The sequence below is a fragment of the Echinicola sediminis genome (genome assembly GCF_054777495.1).
Genome location: NZ_BAAHAP010000103.1, coordinates 1 through 17306, shown reverse-complemented (window position 1 = coordinate 17306; position 17306 = coordinate 1). Strand labels below are relative to the sequence as shown.

Annotated in this window: 12 protein-coding genes; all 12 read left to right on the top strand. The window is 39.2% G+C overall.

Going from position 1 to position 17306, the window contains the following annotated elements; genetic code table 11:
* Window positions 1-270 precede the first annotated feature (270 nt).
* Window positions 271-3297 carry a SusC/RagA family TonB-linked outer membrane protein gene (locus ACYVAA_RS19255; protein ID WP_460544890.1) on the top strand — a complete coding sequence of 1009 codons (3027 nt, stop codon included), beginning with the start codon at window positions 271-273 and terminating at the stop codon, window positions 3295-3297.
* An 11-nt stretch (window positions 3298-3308) separates the two neighbouring features.
* Window positions 3309-4982, top strand: a complete 1674-nt coding sequence (locus ACYVAA_RS19250; protein ID WP_460544886.1) for a RagB/SusD family nutrient uptake outer membrane protein — start codon at window positions 3309-3311, stop codon at window positions 4980-4982.
* 78 nt (window positions 4983-5060) lie between these two features.
* Window positions 5061-6845, top strand: a complete 1785-nt coding sequence (locus ACYVAA_RS19245) for an SLC5/6 family protein (RefSeq protein WP_460544884.1) — start codon at window positions 5061-5063, stop codon at window positions 6843-6845.
* Window positions 6790-8265 (top strand): FAD-dependent oxidoreductase, encoded by a 1476-nt coding sequence (locus ACYVAA_RS19240; RefSeq protein ID WP_460544882.1) that lies wholly within the window; start codon window positions 6790-6792, stop codon window positions 8263-8265. Before ACYVAA_RS19245 ends, ACYVAA_RS19240 begins: the two co-directional genes overlap by 56 nt.
* A 7-nt stretch (window positions 8266-8272) precedes the next feature.
* On the top strand, window positions 8273-9157 hold the full coding sequence (locus tag ACYVAA_RS19235; protein WP_460544880.1) for an endonuclease/exonuclease/phosphatase family protein: 885 nt from the start codon (window positions 8273-8275) through the stop codon (window positions 9155-9157).
* 131 nt (window positions 9158-9288) lie between these two features.
* Window positions 9289-10530: an alkaline phosphatase family protein gene (locus tag ACYVAA_RS19230; protein WP_460544878.1), complete on the top strand. Its 1242-nt coding sequence runs from the start codon at window positions 9289-9291 to the stop codon at window positions 10528-10530.
* 124 nt (window positions 10531-10654) lie between these two features.
* Window positions 10655-11635: a Rossmann-fold NAD(P)-binding domain-containing protein gene (locus ACYVAA_RS19225; RefSeq protein WP_460544876.1), complete on the top strand. Its 981-nt coding sequence runs from the start codon at window positions 10655-10657 to the stop codon at window positions 11633-11635.
* Window positions 11636-11637: 2 nt separating this feature from the next.
* Window positions 11638-13131 carry an FGGY-family carbohydrate kinase gene (locus ACYVAA_RS19220; RefSeq protein ID WP_460544874.1) on the top strand — a complete coding sequence of 498 codons (1494 nt, stop codon included), beginning with the start codon at window positions 11638-11640 and terminating at the stop codon, window positions 13129-13131.
* The gene (locus ACYVAA_RS19215; protein WP_460544872.1) at window positions 13128-14585 is read left to right on the top strand and encodes an FGGY-family carbohydrate kinase; all 1458 of its coding nucleotides are present in this window, start codon (window positions 13128-13130) and stop codon (window positions 14583-14585) included. The genes ACYVAA_RS19220 and ACYVAA_RS19215 overlap by 4 nt, the downstream gene beginning before the upstream one ends.
* Window positions 14579-15178: a histidine phosphatase family protein gene (locus tag ACYVAA_RS19210; protein ID WP_215222722.1), complete on the top strand. Its 600-nt coding sequence runs from the start codon at window positions 14579-14581 to the stop codon at window positions 15176-15178. Before ACYVAA_RS19215 ends, ACYVAA_RS19210 begins: the two co-directional genes overlap by 7 nt.
* Window positions 15179-15202: 24 nt before the next feature.
* Window positions 15203-16072 carry a transketolase gene (locus tag ACYVAA_RS19205; RefSeq protein WP_460544892.1) on the top strand — a complete coding sequence of 290 codons (870 nt, stop codon included), beginning with the start codon at window positions 15203-15205 and terminating at the stop codon, window positions 16070-16072.
* Between the two features lie 66 nt (window positions 16073-16138).
* The gene (locus ACYVAA_RS19200; RefSeq protein ID WP_460544870.1) at window positions 16139-17131 is read left to right on the top strand and encodes a transketolase family protein; all 993 of its coding nucleotides are present in this window, start codon (window positions 16139-16141) and stop codon (window positions 17129-17131) included.
* The last annotated feature ends 175 nt before the right edge of the window (window positions 17132-17306 follow it).

Here is a 17306-nt window from a genome sequence, read left to right as displayed (position 1 = left end):
AGTCCCATTACCAATTCGACTGATCCCATTACACGGTTTTAACATTAGATAGTAGTCTCATACTGTCTCAGTGAGACTTACTGTCTACTCTTGTCACATTTTCCAAATGGGACCATGATTTCCACTTCTCAATTTAAATTATTTTTATTGCTTTAAATGACTTTAAATCTCATTTGAGCGTTACCAAAAAGCGTTACTTTTTAAAAAATTAAAAAATGTTTCTTTGTGTTATTGTTAATAATGGATTGTTTCAACCCAAAATAATGTCTTATGAAAATTAATGTTTACGGATTCCTAAGGTGGATTTTTGCCTGCTGGTTTTTAGTCCCCTTATTGGTTTTATTGAATGCCAAGATAGTAAGCGCACAAAATTCCAATATTACTGGTAAAGTTTATGATGTAGATACAGGGGAATCCCTTCCTGGAGTAACTGTAAGGGTTAAAGATTCGGATATTGGTACTTCTACAGATATTGATGGTAACTTTTCAATTGAATTGAAGGAAAGAGATCAAACGCTTATTTTTTCTTTTATTGGGTATCTCTCTCAAGAGGTACAGGTCGGCAACAAAAGTTCTTTATCTATACCTCTTTCTCAAGACATAAAGGGCTTGGAAGAAGTTGTCGTTGTTGGATTTAGTACCCAGAAGAAAGTGAACCTGACTGGGGCTGTGTCTTCAATTTCAGATAAAAATATCTCGGTAAGACCTGTAGGCCAGGCGTCAGCAGCACTTCAAGGACTTGCACCTGGTGTAACTGTTACTCAAAGGTCGGGTAAGCCGGGAGGAGATGGTGGGACCATCAGAATTAGGGGAGTAGGTACCTTGAGTAGCGCAAACCCTTTGGTGATTATTGATGGAATAGAAGGGGATATCAATAGTCTTGACCCCAATATGATCGAATCCATCTCAGTTTTGAAAGATGCTGCCTCTGCATCAATTTACGGTTCCAGAGCTGCAAACGGTGTTGTATTGGTCACAACTAAGCGGGCAAAGGGGGAAAGTTTAGTTGTAAATTATAGAGGATATGTAGGATGGCAACAGCCAACTAATTTACCAAACATGGTAAATGCTATAGATCATATGAGATTGACAAATGTAGCATATGTTAATACAGGTAGAGATCCCTTATATTCTGAAGAATTAATTAATGATTATATAGAAGATGGCGGAAGGAATATTGATTTATATCCTAATACTGACTGGCAAAAAGAGGTTCTAACCGGTTCAGGAATTATGAACAGTCACTTTATTAGTGTAAACGGAGGGGCTGAAAAGATAAAGTTTCTTACATCATTTGGCTATTTGGACCAAAAAGGTATCATAAATAATTCTGGATTTAAACGTCTGTCCTTTAGAAATAACACTGACGTTACTTTTTCGAAAAGATTTGGTATGAAGGTAGACCTCCAGTTGCTTGCAAAAGTTACTGAAGAACCGGGCAGGAGTACATCTAGTGTTTTTCACTGGATGAATAGGATCCCTGCAAATCAACCGGGAATCAATTCCAATGGTACATGGGGTGAAGGTTGGAACGGTGCGAATCCAATAGCATTTAGTAATGATGGAGGATTACGAAAAAATAGTAGCCTTCCAAGAATACAGCTTAACACTTCATTTGATTATAATCCAATTGATGATTTAAAATTATCGGTTGCAGTTGCCCCACGATTTGCAGAATATAGTAATGATGAGTTTTATGGGGCAATTGACACTTTTCATCCTGATGGTAACTTGGCGAACAGATCTCCTGCTCTGAGCACTCTTACCAGAGAGTATAGTCGATCTTTTTATAATAACCTAAGGGCAACAGCTGTCTTTGATAAGGTAATAAATGAAGATCATAATTTAAAGGTGCTATTGGGAGCATCTAGAGAAGATTATTATAATGAATTTACCTCTGCATTTAGGGATAATTTTATTTTACCTGACTATCCTGTTTTAAACACTGGGTCGGCTGCGAATCAGCAAAACTCTGGATCAGCTTCAGAATGGTCCCTGCAATCTTTTTTTGGTAGGGTAAATTATGATATCAATCAAAAGTATTTGTTTGAAATAAATGGTAGATATGATGGTTCATCTAGGTTTTCAAGTGGCAATAAATATGGATTTTTCCCCTCGCTATCGGCTGGATGGAGAGTGTCCGAAGAGGGATTTATGGAAAGCTTAAGTGATTTTCTTACGGAGTTTAAAGTAAGGGGGTCATGGGGAAGATTGGGTAATCAAGATATTGGTAACTATCCATTTACCTCATCAATTGCCATTGGGTCTTATACTTTTAACAAAGAAATAGTCAATATAGGAGCATTAAATACCATGGCCAATTCCCAGATTTCATGGGAGACTACTGAGATGATAGATATTGGTTTGGATATATCGTTGTGGTCAAACCTATCAATTACAGCCGACTATTATTCTAGAGAAACCAGGGATATACTTTATGATTTGGATATTCCTCTTACCATTGGACTGGGAAGGCCATACCAAAATGCAGGCGTTGTTTCAAATAAGGGATGGGAAGCAGGACTGACATATAAAGGGGCAGTTAATGATTTTATGTTTGATGTTGGGTTCAATATTTCAGATGTTGTTAATAAAGTTATCGATCTGAAAGGGGTTAATAGATCTGGGTTGACAGTTAGTAGAGAAGGTTATCCCATAAATTCAATTTATGGATTTGAATCATTGGGGTATTTTCAATCTGAGGATGAAATAGCGGAACACGCTACTCAGTTTGGAAATGTAAAACCAGGTGATATTAAATATAAAGATCAAAACGGAGATGGTATAATAAACGATGATGATAATGTTGTTATTGGTAGTACAATTCCAAGGTTGACTTATGGTTTAACACTTAATGGGTCTTTTAAAGGTTTTGATCTAAATGTTTTTATCCAAGGTGTCGGCAGGGCAGATGGATATCTTTATCAACAAGGAATAATGCCATTTTTTAACGGAGGGACAGTTCAGGAGCAGCATAAGGATTATTGGACTCCAGACAATAGAGATGCCGCTTTCCCTAGATTGCAGATTAGTGAAGCTAATAATGAAAAAAATTCAAGTTTTTGGTTGAAAAATGCAGCTTATGCTCGTCTAAAAAATCTTCAAATAGGTTATACAATACCCTCTACTATTAGTTCCCGATTTGGGATCGATAATTTTAGGTTATACATAAATGGGCAAAATTTATTGACACTTGATAAGTTTTGGGACGGATATGATGTTGAAGCCCCTGTAGGAAGGGGAGATACCTACCCACAAGTGAAGGTGTATAGTATTGGTTTGGATGTTAAGTTTTAAAAATTGAAGTCATGTATAAAGGAAAAATATACCATATAATTCTAGGTGCTTTTATTTTATTTCTATCATCTTGTGATGATTACCTAGAAAAGTACCCTTTAGATGGGCCATCTTCAGCCTCTTTTTATTCCAATGAAGATGAATTAATGATGGGATTGCTAGGTTGCTACAAAGGGCTGAATTTTGAGGCTAAATCTGGTAGGCCTTGGCCAGTTATTTTAGATGTTACTACTGATATTAATTGGAACAGAAGTAACCATCAAATGCAACATATTGGTAATGGTAGCCATGATAGTGATAATGGTTCTATTTTGATTTTCTGGAGAGAATTTTATCAAACTATTGGGCGATGTAATTTCCTGTTAGATAATATCGGAAAATTGGAAGGGAACATTCCTAGTGAGGTCTATTTTCAATCCATTGCTGAAGCTCGATTTATTCGAGCCATTAGTTATCACTATTTGGTTGAGTTATTCGGAGGTGTTCCTTTAGTAACCAAACCCCAAACTTTAGATGAGTCAATAATACCTAGAAGCAGTAAGAGAGATGTAGTTGATTTTATTCTAAATGAATTATCAGAAGCAGCAGAGGTTCTTCCATCAGAATATCCAGCAGATCAGTACCATGGGAGAGCTACTAAAGGGGCTGCCTTAGCATTTAAGGCCAGAACAGCTCTATTTGATGAAAGATGGGGAATTGCAGCTGAAGCCGCAGAAGAAGTGATTTCTTTGGGATATTCTTTGAACGATGATTTTGCTGAACTTTTTACCTATGCTGGCCAAACTTCTAATGAGATAATTTTTTCCTTGCAATATTTAAAAGGAATAATTACCCACGCTACCCCAAACTACTTAACCTCCAGGTTGGCTGGGGGAGTTTCAAACGAGGTGCCTCCACAAAGTATGGTGGATACCTATGAATGTCTTGATGGTTTAAGTATAGACAAATCTCCATTGTATGATCCAGAGAACCCTTTTGATAATAGGGATCCCCGATTGGGCATGACCCTAGTAGTTCCAGGAAGTGTTTTGTTTGGATATCAGTTTGAAACGAATGATGATAGTGTTAAAGTTTGGAACTATAATACAACCCCTCCTACAAGAGTGAAAAATTTGGATGCCACCCATGCCTACGCCACCTATACCGGTTATTTATTTAGAAAATATACTGATATAAAGGATATGCTAGATGATACTAATTCTGAGTTAAATATCTCCCTTATTAGGTTTGCAGAGGTATTACTTATTTATGCCGAAGCTAAAATTGAAGGCGGAGAACTGGATGAATCGGTGTATAGTGCTATAAATCAGGTAAGAGGTAGGAGTTCTGTTAATATGCCTCCAATTTTACCAGGCAAGACTCAGGCTGAACTTAGATCAATCGTTCGTAAGGAAAGAAAATATGAATTAGCGAATGAAGGCTTAAGGTTAATGGATATTAGGAGATGGAAAATTGCTGAGGATGTTATGTCTGGAGAATTTTTGGGAAGAATACCTAATGGGTATTTATCAAATCCTCCTCATATAGATGAAAATGGTACTCCTGATTATAGTAATGTTTCAAATAAGGATGAAATGCGATTGGTAGAAATAAGGTCCTTTGACCCCGATAGGGATTATTTGTGGCCAATACCTAATATAGAAATATTGACAAATAAGTCCTTGGAACAAAATCCTAAATATTAAAATCAGACTGCTTTTTAATATTGGAACATTTCAATTTTGTTTGATTAAGTTATTTGAGAAGGGGTTGATTTAAGAATTATGAGTAAACTGGATCTTATTGTTTTTGTTGTTTATTTGATTGGCCTGGTAGTTATGGGAAGTGTCTTTTCCAAAATGAAAGATGCCAAAACAATGTTCAACGCTAGTGGGGAGTCTCCGTGGTGGCTATCCGGATTATCAGCTTTTATGACGACATTTTCCGCAGGTACATTTGTGGTTTGGGGGGGCTTGGCCTATCAGCATGGATTGGTAAGCGTTTCAATTCTCGTGGTGATAGGTTTAGCTTCCTTACTTGTGGGGTGGTTAGTTGCAGGAAAGTGGAAAAGTTTGGGTTTTGAATCTGCCGCATCTTTCCTTGATGCAAGGTTTGGAAGGTCAATTGTTCTGTTTTATACCTGGATTCAAGGGATAGTAGGATTATTTACCATGGGTGGGGCAGTTTATGCTTTGGCCGTCGTAGTAACAGCACTAATTCCCATGCCTGATGGACATTGGTTGGCTGATGTTGAAACCGGACATTTTTCAGTAACAGTAGCCTCACTGATAATTTGTGCTGTTGTAATTCTGATAACAACAGGGGGAGGGCTCTGGGCAGTATTGATGACCGATGCTCTTCAGTTTATTTTGTTAACGGTTTCAGTAGTTATGGTGGTCCCGATGATCCTGATGAAAGTAGGAGGGGGCAAGGCTTTAATAGACAAGAGCCCTGATGGATTTTGGCAACCAGTAAGTGGAGAATTTTCGTGGTATTTTTTAGTGGGGTGGTGTTTGGTGTTTTTCTTCAAGATGGGAGGGGAATGGGCTTATATTCAACGGTTTTCATGTGTTAAAACTTCAAAAGATGCCCGTAAATCTTCCTATCTATTTGGAATTCTCTATTTGATTAGTCCTATATTATGGATGATACCTCCAATTGCATACCAAATTATTGATCCTTCGGTTGATCCAGAAAAGGCCTATATATATGCCTGTCAGCTAGTATTGCCTTCGGGGATGCTAGGATTAATGATTGCGGCAATGTGTTCAGCAACTGCCAGTATGGTTACTACTCAACTTAATGTGTTTGCGGGTGCCTTTACTTCTGAGTTTTATACGCGTATTTTTCGGCCATTTGCCGGGGATAGGGAACAGGTAATTGCGGGAAGAATTATTACTGTTTTACTAGGGGGAATAGCAGTCGCAGGGGCATTATTGATCCCTATAATGGGTACCTATACTGGTTATATATTGGCTTCTGTAGCTATGTTGACTGGCCCGTTAGTTTTGCCGACAATTTGGGGACTGTATTCTAAAAGAATTGGTATTAGGACTGCTTGGGCCGTGACATTAACCGGGATTTTTACATGTCTTTTTGTGAAAATGGGTTTGATGGAATACAATTGGCTTGGTGGTTACAAGTGGACTAATGATCTTATTTTTTTAGTAAGAAGTAACCAGAGAATGACCGAGATTATTGTTGGCTTAGGAGTTCCGGTTTTAATATTGGGACTTGCAGAAATTATACAAAAAGAGACAGATATAGGTTGGGTTAGGGTGAAGGGTGTTGATTTTGAACAAGTTGAAGTAAATCGCTCTGTTTTACCTTCCCCTTCACCTGCAAAATTGTGTGGCTGGTCAACTATTATAATAGGCGTGCTTATGGTTGTTATCACTTGGTTTGTCGAAAAAGATAGGGTAATCGTACTATGGTTTTCAGCACTCTTATTTTTAACAGGATTTCTTATCCTTTGGATAAATAAAAAATTAAGCGACAGAGATAAAATTGAATATGCCGATAGCAAATTTAAAGAAGAAGAGGAGGCTGCGGTATATGAAAATAATTAAAAAGATAAATATGAATAGAGATCAAAAAAGAATTAATGAGGAGAGCAAAAATCTTTCTGTAAGATTTGAAACAGATGTTTTGGTTGTTGGGGGAGGGCCTTCTGGTATTATAGCTGCACTTGCTGCAGCTGAAGAAGGGCAGAAGGTCATGTTAATTGAAAATAGGAGCTTTTTGGGAGGTAATATGACTATTGGTTTGCCAATTTTGGGATTTTTGGGCCAAAAAGGAAACCAGGTAATTAAAGGTTTACCTCAGAAATTTATTGAAAGGTTACAGGCAATTAATGCAGCAAGTGAACATAGGCCTTGCCCATTGCATATGAGTATTACCCTTGTAGAGCCAGAAGCGGTCAAGAATGAGGCCCTCTCAATGTTGGTGGAGAAGGGGGTGGATGTAATGTTGCATACCTATTTCGTTGATTCAATCATTGAAGAGGGTGAAATTAAAGGGGTCGTTATTGAAAGTAAAGCGGGAAGAGAGGCAATACTTGCTAAAGTTGTGATTGATTGCAGTGGAGATGCGGATGTAGCATATCGTAGTGGTGTGCCTTGTGAAAAAGGCAATAGTCAGGGAGGTATGCAGCCCCCTACTTTAATGTTTTGTTTAGGGGGGGTGGATACAGAAAAATTAAGAAATAGTATTCATTCTGAGCCAAGAACTTATTTAACTGATTTTATACCAGCAGAATATTATGGACAGAATAACCAGTTTATTGTAGTGGGACTTCGGGAGTTGATGGCCAAAGCCAGGAAAGATGGTTATCAACTGCCAACTGAAAGGACCATTATTATTACTGGGTTAAGAAAAGGAGAAGTTTGGATAAACATGTCCAGTGTACATGGTGTAGATGGTACTGACCCCGAGAGCTTAAGTAGAGGAGAAATAAAAGGTCGAGAGCAAGTTAAAGATATTGAGGAGTATTTAAGGAACTATGTCCCAGGCTTTGAAAAAGCTTATTTTTCTAAAATGGCTCCATTTTTAGGGATTAGGGAAACCCGTAGAATTGTAGGGAAGTATGTGATGACCAAAGAGGATGTGCTTGAGTGTCGAAGGTTTTCGGATTCGGTTGCTGTGGCCAGTTACCCGCTAGATCTTCATCACCCACATGATGGTGGATGTACCTTACAGTGGTGTGGAGATTGTTATGATATTCCATATAGGTCATTGGTGCCCCAAAAGGTGGAGCAATTATTGGTGGCCGGACGAGCTATTTCTACCACACATGAAGCAATGTCTGCTATAAGGGTTATGGCTCCTTGTATGGCTATGGGGGAAGCAGCAGGTAGGGCAGCCGCCATTTCAATAAAGGAGGGAATAAAACCTTCTCAAATAAATGTAGGGGTTTTACGGCAAAAATTGTCCAACTCAGGGGCGTTTTTAAACCCTAAGGAAGAAGAGAATGGTATTGTAAATAGTTAATACTGTAATGATGAGTAAGATTTTAAATCCAATCATTGGCCTTGTTGTTTTGTTGGTTTTCATACATTCTTTGGCAGCACAGGTTGTGGACAATCATAAATTTATATCTGCAAACATTAGGGTAGACCTACCGAGAGATACCGTTTCAGGAAATGGCTGGGAAACAAGGAAGGATATAGTTTTTGAAGTGTTGGGAAACGAATTACCTGATATTATCTGCTTTCAAGAGGTTTTGAAGAATCAGCAGGTGGATCTGGAAAATTATTTTTCACAATATGATGCTTTTGGATTTTATGGACCTGAAATGGATAATCATGATAATGGTTATTACGGAATAGCTAAAAATCCCATTTTTTATTTGCGAGACAGGTATGAATTAGTGGGGGCAGGAACATATTGGTTGTCAGACAAGCCTCATTTAGGTGGGAGTAAATCTTGGGGGACAGCAAGGGCACGGCATGTCAATTGGGTAAGATTAAAGGATAAAAACTCTGGAAAGGAATTTAGGGTGGTCAATACGCATTTAGACCATATATCTCAATTAGCTCGAGATCATCAAATAACAATGATTATGGAAGAATGTTCTCAATATAAAGATGATTTTATCCAAATCCTTACGGGTGATTTTAATCAGGATGCCAAAAGTATAGGAATCAAAACTATTAAAAGATACGGTTGGGAGGATAGCTATGAATCAGCAAATGGATTGATGGATGCTGGATATACTGTGCATGGATTTAAGGGAGCAGGGCTGGATAAAAAAAACGGTAAAGTTGATTTTGTCTTTTTCAAAGGAGAAGGATCAGTTAAATCCGCATCAGTGATCAAAAAGGAAAAAAATGGAAAGTATCCAAGCGATCATTTTTTTGTATCGGCTGAATTAGAGTTCTGATCTAAACTGGATGATTTGAAATTAATGGATGAATAATATTGAAGATGTATTGTAGAAGAGCTCTTTTTCTATGTGTGCTTGTTTTGTTTGCTTTTCAAAGAAAGGTTTTTTCTCAAACTACTAAGCATGTTGTGATAATCACAATAGATGGTTTTAGGCCCGATTTCTATACGGATAAAGAATGGGGAATGGTCAATCTTTTGGAAATGAAGGAAAACGGCATTTATGCTAAAGGTGTAAACAGCACATTCCCTACGCTGACATTTCCTAATCATACGACAATTATCACTGGCCAAAGAAGCAAAAACCATGGCGTCTATTATAATGCTCCTTTTGATGGTAGCGAGTGGTACTGGTATGCCCAAGATATTAAGGTTCCAACACTTTGGGATTTAGCGAAACAGGAAGGATTGATTACAGCTTCGGTAAATTGGCCTGTATCCGTTGGAGCGCCTATTGACTATAATATTCCAATTATAAAGGAAAAAGGAAGGCCTCAGTTGGAAGTAATAAAGGAGTTTTCCCATCCAAAGGGCTTTCTGGACGAAATTGAAAGAAATGCTACAGGAATATTGAGTCATGAAGATATGGTTGTTAGTGGGAACCTGATTGCCATGGATGAAAACGTGGGTAGGGCAAGTGCTTATATTTTAAGAAGATATAAGCCTTCGCTGATGACAATCAGGTTTTCATCCATTGATCATTTTCAACATAAGGAAGGAAGAAGTGGTCCTACAGTTAGGAAAGCCGTCGCAGGTGTGGACAGGGCTTTAAGAAATATCATTGAATCATTAGAAAGAGGGGGTGTTTTGAAGGAATCTACAATAATTGTTACCGGAGACCATGGTTTTGTTGATGTCCATACCACAATATATCCCAATGTTTGGCTTAGAGAAGCGGGGTTAATTATGGATAAGAAGTTCTGGAAGGCAAAGTTCTATACAACAGGAGGAAGTGCATTTCTGATGTTAAGGGATAAGAATGATGAATCTACAAAATTGACAATAAGAGAAATCCTTGAAGAACTTCCCTATTCACATAGAAAATTATTTAAGGTGGTTGAAAAAGAGGTCTTGACTGAAATGGGGACTGATCCAAGTCCGGTTTTAGCTTTGGCTGGACAAAAGGGGATTCGCTTTGGAGGGAGAATAACAGGTAATGATATTGGTCCAGCAAAAGGTGGTTCTCATGGGTATTTTCCTGATTTTAATGAAATCCAAACTGGTTTTGTAGCATACGGGGCTGGGATTAATAAAGGAAATGTTATTTCAGAAATGGGGCTTGAGGACATAGCTCCTATTGTTAGCGCTCTTTTGGGTTTACCCCTAAAAACCAATGAAGGGGTTTTGATGGAAGGAGTATTGTCGGATTGATGATAATAGGATTGCCGTTGGTATGTATCCTTTGCATGGGTGAAGATCATTGCTGGAATTGAAAATTTTTATTGGGCTTCCCGAAAGTCGGGAGCAACTAAAATATAAATAAATTAGAAGAAATATGAAAATATTAGTGACAGCTCCATATAATAAGGGAGCAATTAATTACCTAGAGGAGAATATTGGACAGGTAATTTACCGTCCCTGGAAACCTCATGGTCGTGCATATAATGAAAAGGAATTGTTGGAGCTCCTTGAGGAGACAGGTGCAAATGCTCTTATCACCGAGCATGATGATGTGAGCTCCACAGTAATCAGGAAAAACCCTGCACTGGAATTTATAGGAGTGTGTAGGGGGACTCCTTCAAATGTCTGTTTGAAAACTGCGGAATCCCTCGGGATTCCTGTGTACAATACACCGGCCCGAAATGCACAAGCAGTTGCGGAGATGTTCTTGGCAAATGTGATTACACTATTAAGAAATACCCTTTCAGGTATTGATTGGTTGGAAAAAGGTAATTGGAATAAGGGAGCACATACTTCTTATCTGCATTTCAAAGGAAATGAACTTGCGGGAAAGACAATAGGAATGGTCGGCTTTGGAGCAATTGGCCAAAGGATTGCAGATATGGTAAAAGGGTTTCCTTGTTATATAAAATATTATGATCCTTTTGTGGATGGAGAGTTTTCTGGCTGCGAAAAAGTGAGTTTAGAAGAAGTTTTTGAGATAAGCGATATAGTTTCGATTCATCTGCCGGTAAACGACCAAACTTTAAGGATGATTGATAGAAACTTATTGAATAAGATGAAAAAGAGTGCCCTTTTTGTAAATACCTCCCGTGCTTCCGTTGTTAATCGAGAAGATCTTCTTTCTGCAATAGAGAGTAGGGATATCCGAGGGGCCTATCTTGATGTCTTTGATCATGAGCCACCAGATGAGTTGGATTATAGATTGATTTTACATCCAAATGTTCTGGCTACCCCCCATATAGCTGGGGCAACCCATGAAGTTGAAGACCATCATGCGAGGATTATGAATCAAAAACTCAATGAGGTCTTTGCGTTGAATAGCAATCAATCTTCCATTGCAAAAAAATCATGATTATGAGCAAAATCAGTTCATCCCTTAAAAATGAGGGGTTTATGGTAATCGATGTGGGGACAGGAAATGTTAGGGTGGCAATAGTTTCTAAAGCTGGTGATTTATTAGGGATCGAAAGGGATAATATGGTTTATCATAAGGATTCAGCCTATCCGGAGGCCCTTTATTTTTCGCCCAATGTCATTTGGGCGAAAATTATCGACCTGATTCGGAAAATCAATTTTACCATTAGCGAAAAAGTTGAAATTATTGGAGTGACTGCTTCTAGCCAACGCGAAGGTATTGTTTTGTTGGATGATAATGGAGATGCTGTAATAGGTTTTCCGAACCATGATCATAGGGGAAGGGAGTGGGAGAATTTAGTAATACAGCCACAAAGAGTATATGAACTTACTGGTAGGCGGCCGTCATCCCTTTTTTCCGCATTGAAGTTGGTCGGAACCAGAGAAAGAAGAAGCGATGTTTTTCAAAAGACTTCCAGCTTTACAAGTATTAGTGACTGGGTACAATATCAATGCAGTGGTGTTTTAGGCTATGAGCATGCCCAAGCGTCGGAAACATTATTGTATGATGTGGTCAGTAAATCATGGTCCGGGGAATTGTGCAATATGTTTCGTCTTGATCCGGAATTGTTGCCTCCTCTTCATGATTCAGGAACAATTTTAGGGCCTGTCTCTTCCAAATTTATAGAAGAATCCGGTCTTCCTGGTCATGCAAGGGTGGTTGTAGGAGGGGCGGATACACAGTTAGCGATCAAAAGTACAGGTCCATCCGTAGGTGATATAATTTTAGTAGGAGGGACAACAACGCCTGTAGTGAAAATTACGAAAAACTATTTATTGGATAACAAGCAAAGAACTTGGACGGGAAGACATGTTGAACAAAATCAGTTTGTTTTAGAGACTAATGCTGGAGTAACAGGTCTTAATTTTCAAAGGTTAAAAGAGGCCTTTTATCCAAATGAAGGCTACGAAGTTGTTCAGGAAGAGGTTGAAGCCGCTTTGGAGGAAGGGACTGTGGTAAATGCAGTTTTGGGGTCCCTAGTTGCTGGAGAAGACAATCCAATTACTCGAGGAGGTTTTTTCTTTGATGTTCCTGTCGTTACTGAATTGACTAGGGGTGATTTTATGTGCGCATCTCTCTTGGATATTACATGTAGTATCAAGGAGAACTTTGATGTTTTAACAGAGCTGGAACAATATGATAAGGATTATGTTTGGGCCTGTGGGGGAGGTTTTCAGAGTGAGGTGATGAGAACTTTGCTTTCGGGTCTTTTAGGTAAAAAAATTAGATTAAGAGAAGGTTATTCCCAAGCTTCGGTAATGGGCGCTTGGCTCATTTGCTTAGAAGCCTTAAGTGATGATGACAATGGGTATAGGTTGCTGAATGACTTTTATATTGAAGATCAGCACAGGGATTTTTCCACACAGTTTGAAAATTGGAAGAAAACAAGGGGCCGGCTACACATATATAATAGAGAGGAGGAACAACTATGATTCGGTGTTTTTTAGGTGTGGATATAGGTACACAAGGTGCGAGAGTCATAATGGCTGACGAATCCGGTAATTTAATTTCCAGCGAGGAAGAAGTCTTTATTCTAAGTGAGGTGTCACGACAGGAACAGTCTCCAGAGATGTGGTGGACCGTAACTAAGACTTTGATAAAAAAGGTCGTCAACGATGCTCATTTGAAATCTAGATTTGTTTTAGAGATACAGGCCCTTTCTGTTACGTCTACATCAGGTACAGTAATTCCTGTTGACAAAGATGGAAATCCACTTCATAACGCAATAATGTACAGCGATCCACGATCCTCAAAGGAAGGGGAGTGGTGCCGTCATATTGCTGAAAAAAATATTGTGGCTGGATATACTGGTTTTAATAGTTCAAGTGGTCTTTCAAAAATGGTGTGGTTCATGAGAAATCATCCAGAAAAAACAGATCAATTGGACAAGTGGATCCATGCAGCAGATTTTTTAACCAGTAAACTCAGCGGTGTCTGGGGGGTGACTGATTATACCAATGCTTTAAAGTCAGGATATGATGTGGGGAAAGGAGAATGGCCCACTTATCTTTTTGATCAAATTGGATTGAAGAAAAGTTGGATGCCAGAAGTTTATCCCTCTGGTACCGTAATAGGTAACATTGAGATAGTATTGGCTCAAGAACTTGGCTTATCTCCTGATACTAAAGTGACAGTTGGGATGACTGATGGATGTGCTTCCCAGGTAGCTTCTGGTGCTATTGCAGCAGGTTGTTGGAATACTACTATTGGTACTACAATGGTTGTTAAAGGAGTAACCAAAACTCGTATTAGCGATCCAGTTGGTAGATTTTATTCACATAGGCACCCTCAAGGATATTGGATGCCAGGAGGAGCGAGTAATACAGGGGCAGATTGGCTATCGACTGATTTTGCGGGAAGGTTAAGTGAATTGGAGAAGAAGTCTTCTAACCTAGTGCCATCTGGTCATCTTCACTATCCACTCAGGCAAAAAGGAGAGCGATTTCCATTTATGAGTCCGCGAGCAGAAGGGTTCTGTCCCCAGGGACTTTCCGAGGAGGAAATTTACGTTTCAGGATTGGAAGGTGTAGCATTTTTGGAGCGAAATGCCTATGATGTGGCAAAAGAGTTATCGGGTGAAAATATCGAAGCTGTTTATACAGCTGGAGGAGGGAGTCAAAGTAATTTGTGGCTAAGAATAAGAAGTAGTGTATTAGGGCTTCCAATATATCGTATGAAATACATAAGTGGAGCTTATGGGGCTGCCGTTTTAGCAGCTTCCCAAACCCAATTTGAAAACTTGGTTGAAGCAGGTGAAGCGATGGTGAAAAAGGATTTGGAGGTTTTTCCAGATGAAATTCTGATTGGGAAATATAAAGAGCAATACCAAGAATTTAAAGAATGTTTGTTGGATAAAGGATATTTAACGGCTGAAAATATATGTTGAAAGTTTATTTGTTAAGACATGGTGAGACTGCTTATAATGCGGCGGGAAATAAATATTGTGGTAGAACTGATGTAGGATTGACTGAGAAAGGGATTGAACAGGCCAAAAAAGTTCATCAGATGCTTGATGGAGTTGAGTTTTTAGCTGCCTATTCATCACCTCTTGAGCGTGCTTTTATGACAGCAAAAATTATTGTTCCTAAAATGGATGTAATTAGGGTGAATGAATTGATAGAAGTTGATTTCGGGAATTGGGAAGGTAAGACCCGGAAAGAGTTTGTTGAAGAAAATGAAGAGGTATGGAAGGATTGGGAGGCTTCTCCAGATACTGCAAAGGCTGGAGGAAATGGAGAGACAGGGATTGAAGTGCTTGAGAGGGTGAATTCTTTTTATGAAGATTTGAAAAACCGTCATAAAAATGGAAATGTTTTGGTTGTTGCTCACAATGGTGTCAACAGACTTTTCATGGCCAATCAATTAGGGATGCCACTTAAAAATTATAGAAGAATAGTCCAGGAAAATTCGGCGGTTACCATAGTTTATCTTTCTGGGGAAGAACCTTTTCAACTAACAAGCCTGAATTGCAGGATTTAGAAAACAAAAGAACATTCAAATCAAATACTTAATTCCTTTAAAATGGAAAAGCTATCCACTGAACAACTAAAAAAGACTGCCTCACAAGTGAGACGGGACATTTTACGTATGGTTCACGAAGTACAGTCAGGGCACCCAGGTGCTTCTTTGGGATGTACAGAATTTTTCGTGGCACTGTACTTCAACCAAATGAATCATAAATCCGACTTCAGCATGGAAGGTAAAGGAGAAGACCTTTTCTTCCTTTCAAATGGTCACATTTCACCTGTATGGTACAGTGTTTTGGCCAGAAGCGGATATTTCAATACAGAAGAGCTAAAGACTTTTAGAAAGATCGATAGCAGATTGCAAGGTCACCCAGCCACTGAGGAAGGCCTACCAGGTATCAGAATTGCCTCTGGATCTTTGGGTCAAGGACTTTCCGTAGCCATTGGTGCTGCCCAGGCTAAGAAAATAGACGGTGATGAGGGCGTAGTATACGCTTTGATGGGAGATGGTGAGCAGCAAGAAGGGCAAATCTGGGAAGCAGCCATGTATGCTCCACACCATAAGGTGGACAATTTGATTGCTACCATTGACTTCAATGGCCAGCAAATAGATGGTCCTACAGAAGCTGTAATGAGCCTACAAGATTTGAAATCAAAATGGGAAGCTTTCGGATGGGAAGTTATCGATACCCTAAAAGGTAATGACATGGAATCGGTAGTAGCTGGTTTGGAATATGCCAAAACACTATTGGGCAAAGGTAAGCCGGTACTGAACCTGCTTCATACTGAAATGGGATACGGCGTTGATTTTATGGTCGGTACACACAAGTGGCACGGAATCGCTCCAAGTGATGAACAATTGGAGAATGCCTTGGGTCAGTTGGAAGAAACCCTTGGTGACTATTAATCAACAAAACAGTTAACCGCCCAATCCCTGATCAGTTCAGATTACTTGGGCTTAACAGATCAAAAAATGGAAAAGACTTTAGAAACTAAATTCACCTATACAGAAAAGCAAGATACCCGTTCTGGATTTGGAGATGGCTTGCTTGAAGCAGGACGCAAAAACCCTAATGTAGTGGGGCTTTGCGCTGACCTTATCGGATCCCTTAAAATGGGGGCCTTCCAGAAGGAATTCCCTGAAAGATTCTTCCAGGTAGGTATTGCAGAAGCCAATATGATGGGCTTGGCAGCTGGTATGAGCATCAATGGTAAAATTCCTTTTACCGGAACCTTTGCCAACTTCTCTACTGGACGTGTGTATGACCAAATTCGCCAGTCCATTGCCTATTCTGAGAAAAACGTCAAAATCTGTGCTTCTCACGCTGGATTGACTTTAGGGGAAGATGGTGCTACCCACCAGATTCTTGAAGATTTGGGCATGATGAGAATGTTGCCAAACATGACTGTAATCAACCCTTGTGATTATAATCAGACAAAAGCAGCAACCATGGCCATCGCTGAACATGAAGGCCCTGTTTATTTGAGATTTGGTCGTCCAAAATGGCCTATCTTCACTCCTGCTGACCAAAAATTTGAAATTGGTAAAGCTTGGAAAATGATCGAAGGAACAGACGTAACCATCTTTGCTACCGGTCACTTGGTATGGGAAGCTGTAGTAGCAGAAGCTAAGCTAAGAGAAGAAGGTATCAGTGCTGAGGTAATCAATATTCACACCATCAAGCCATTGGACACTGAAGCTATCTTGGAATCCGTTGCCAAAACAGGCGCTTGCGTTACTGCTGAAGAACACCAATATAATGGTGGTCTTGGTGACGGCGTTGCCCAAACTTTGGCCAGAAACAATCCTTCTCCTCAAGAATTCATTGGCGTGGATGATTCATTTGGTGAATCAGGTACACCAACTGACCTATTGGAAAAATATGGATTGAATGCAGACAATATTGTTAAAGCTGCTAAAAAAGCGATTGCAAGAAAATTAACTATAAAAGATTTGCTATTGTGATTTTTTAGGGGGAGCAATTAATGATTTTAAGTGATTAGTTTAAAAATTATGGGAGTGTTAGCTAAACTCTGTCCTTTCCCTTCCCTGGGGCTAGCCCCAGGGAAGGGAAATTTCCACTAAATAATTAGGTTTCCGTATTGATGTCCAAACTGATCCTCCCCTCAAATTTAATGGC

Excerpts from the sequence above, each read along its gene's own strand:
- ACYVAA_RS19255 (WP_460544890.1), top strand. The coding sequence starts at position 271 with ATGAAAATTAATGTTTACGGATTCCTAAGGTGGATTTTTGCCTGCTGG.
- ACYVAA_RS19250 (WP_460544886.1), top strand. The coding sequence starts at position 3,309 with ATGTATAAAGGAAAAATATACCATATAATTCTAGGTGCTTTTATTTTA.
- ACYVAA_RS19245 (WP_460544884.1), top strand. The coding sequence starts at position 5,061 with ATGAGTAAACTGGATCTTATTGTTTTTGTTGTTTATTTGATTGGCCTG.
- ACYVAA_RS19240 (WP_460544882.1), top strand. The coding sequence starts at position 6,790 with ATGCCGATAGCAAATTTAAAGAAGAAGAGGAGGCTGCGGTATATGAAA.
- ACYVAA_RS19235 (WP_460544880.1), top strand. The coding sequence starts at position 8,273 with ATGATGAGTAAGATTTTAAATCCAATCATTGGCCTTGTTGTTTTGTTG.
- ACYVAA_RS19225 (WP_460544876.1), top strand. The coding sequence starts at position 10,655 with ATGAAAATATTAGTGACAGCTCCATATAATAAGGGAGCAATTAATTAC.
- ACYVAA_RS19220 (WP_460544874.1), top strand. The coding sequence starts at position 11,638 with ATGAGCAAAATCAGTTCATCCCTTAAAAATGAGGGGTTTATGGTAATC.
- ACYVAA_RS19215 (WP_460544872.1), top strand. The coding sequence starts at position 13,128 with ATGATTCGGTGTTTTTTAGGTGTGGATATAGGTACACAAGGTGCGAGA.
- ACYVAA_RS19210 (WP_215222722.1), top strand. The coding sequence starts at position 14,579 with ATGTTGAAAGTTTATTTGTTAAGACATGGTGAGACTGCTTATAATGCG.
- ACYVAA_RS19200 (WP_460544870.1), top strand. The coding sequence starts at position 16,139 with ATGGAAAAGACTTTAGAAACTAAATTCACCTATACAGAAAAGCAAGAT.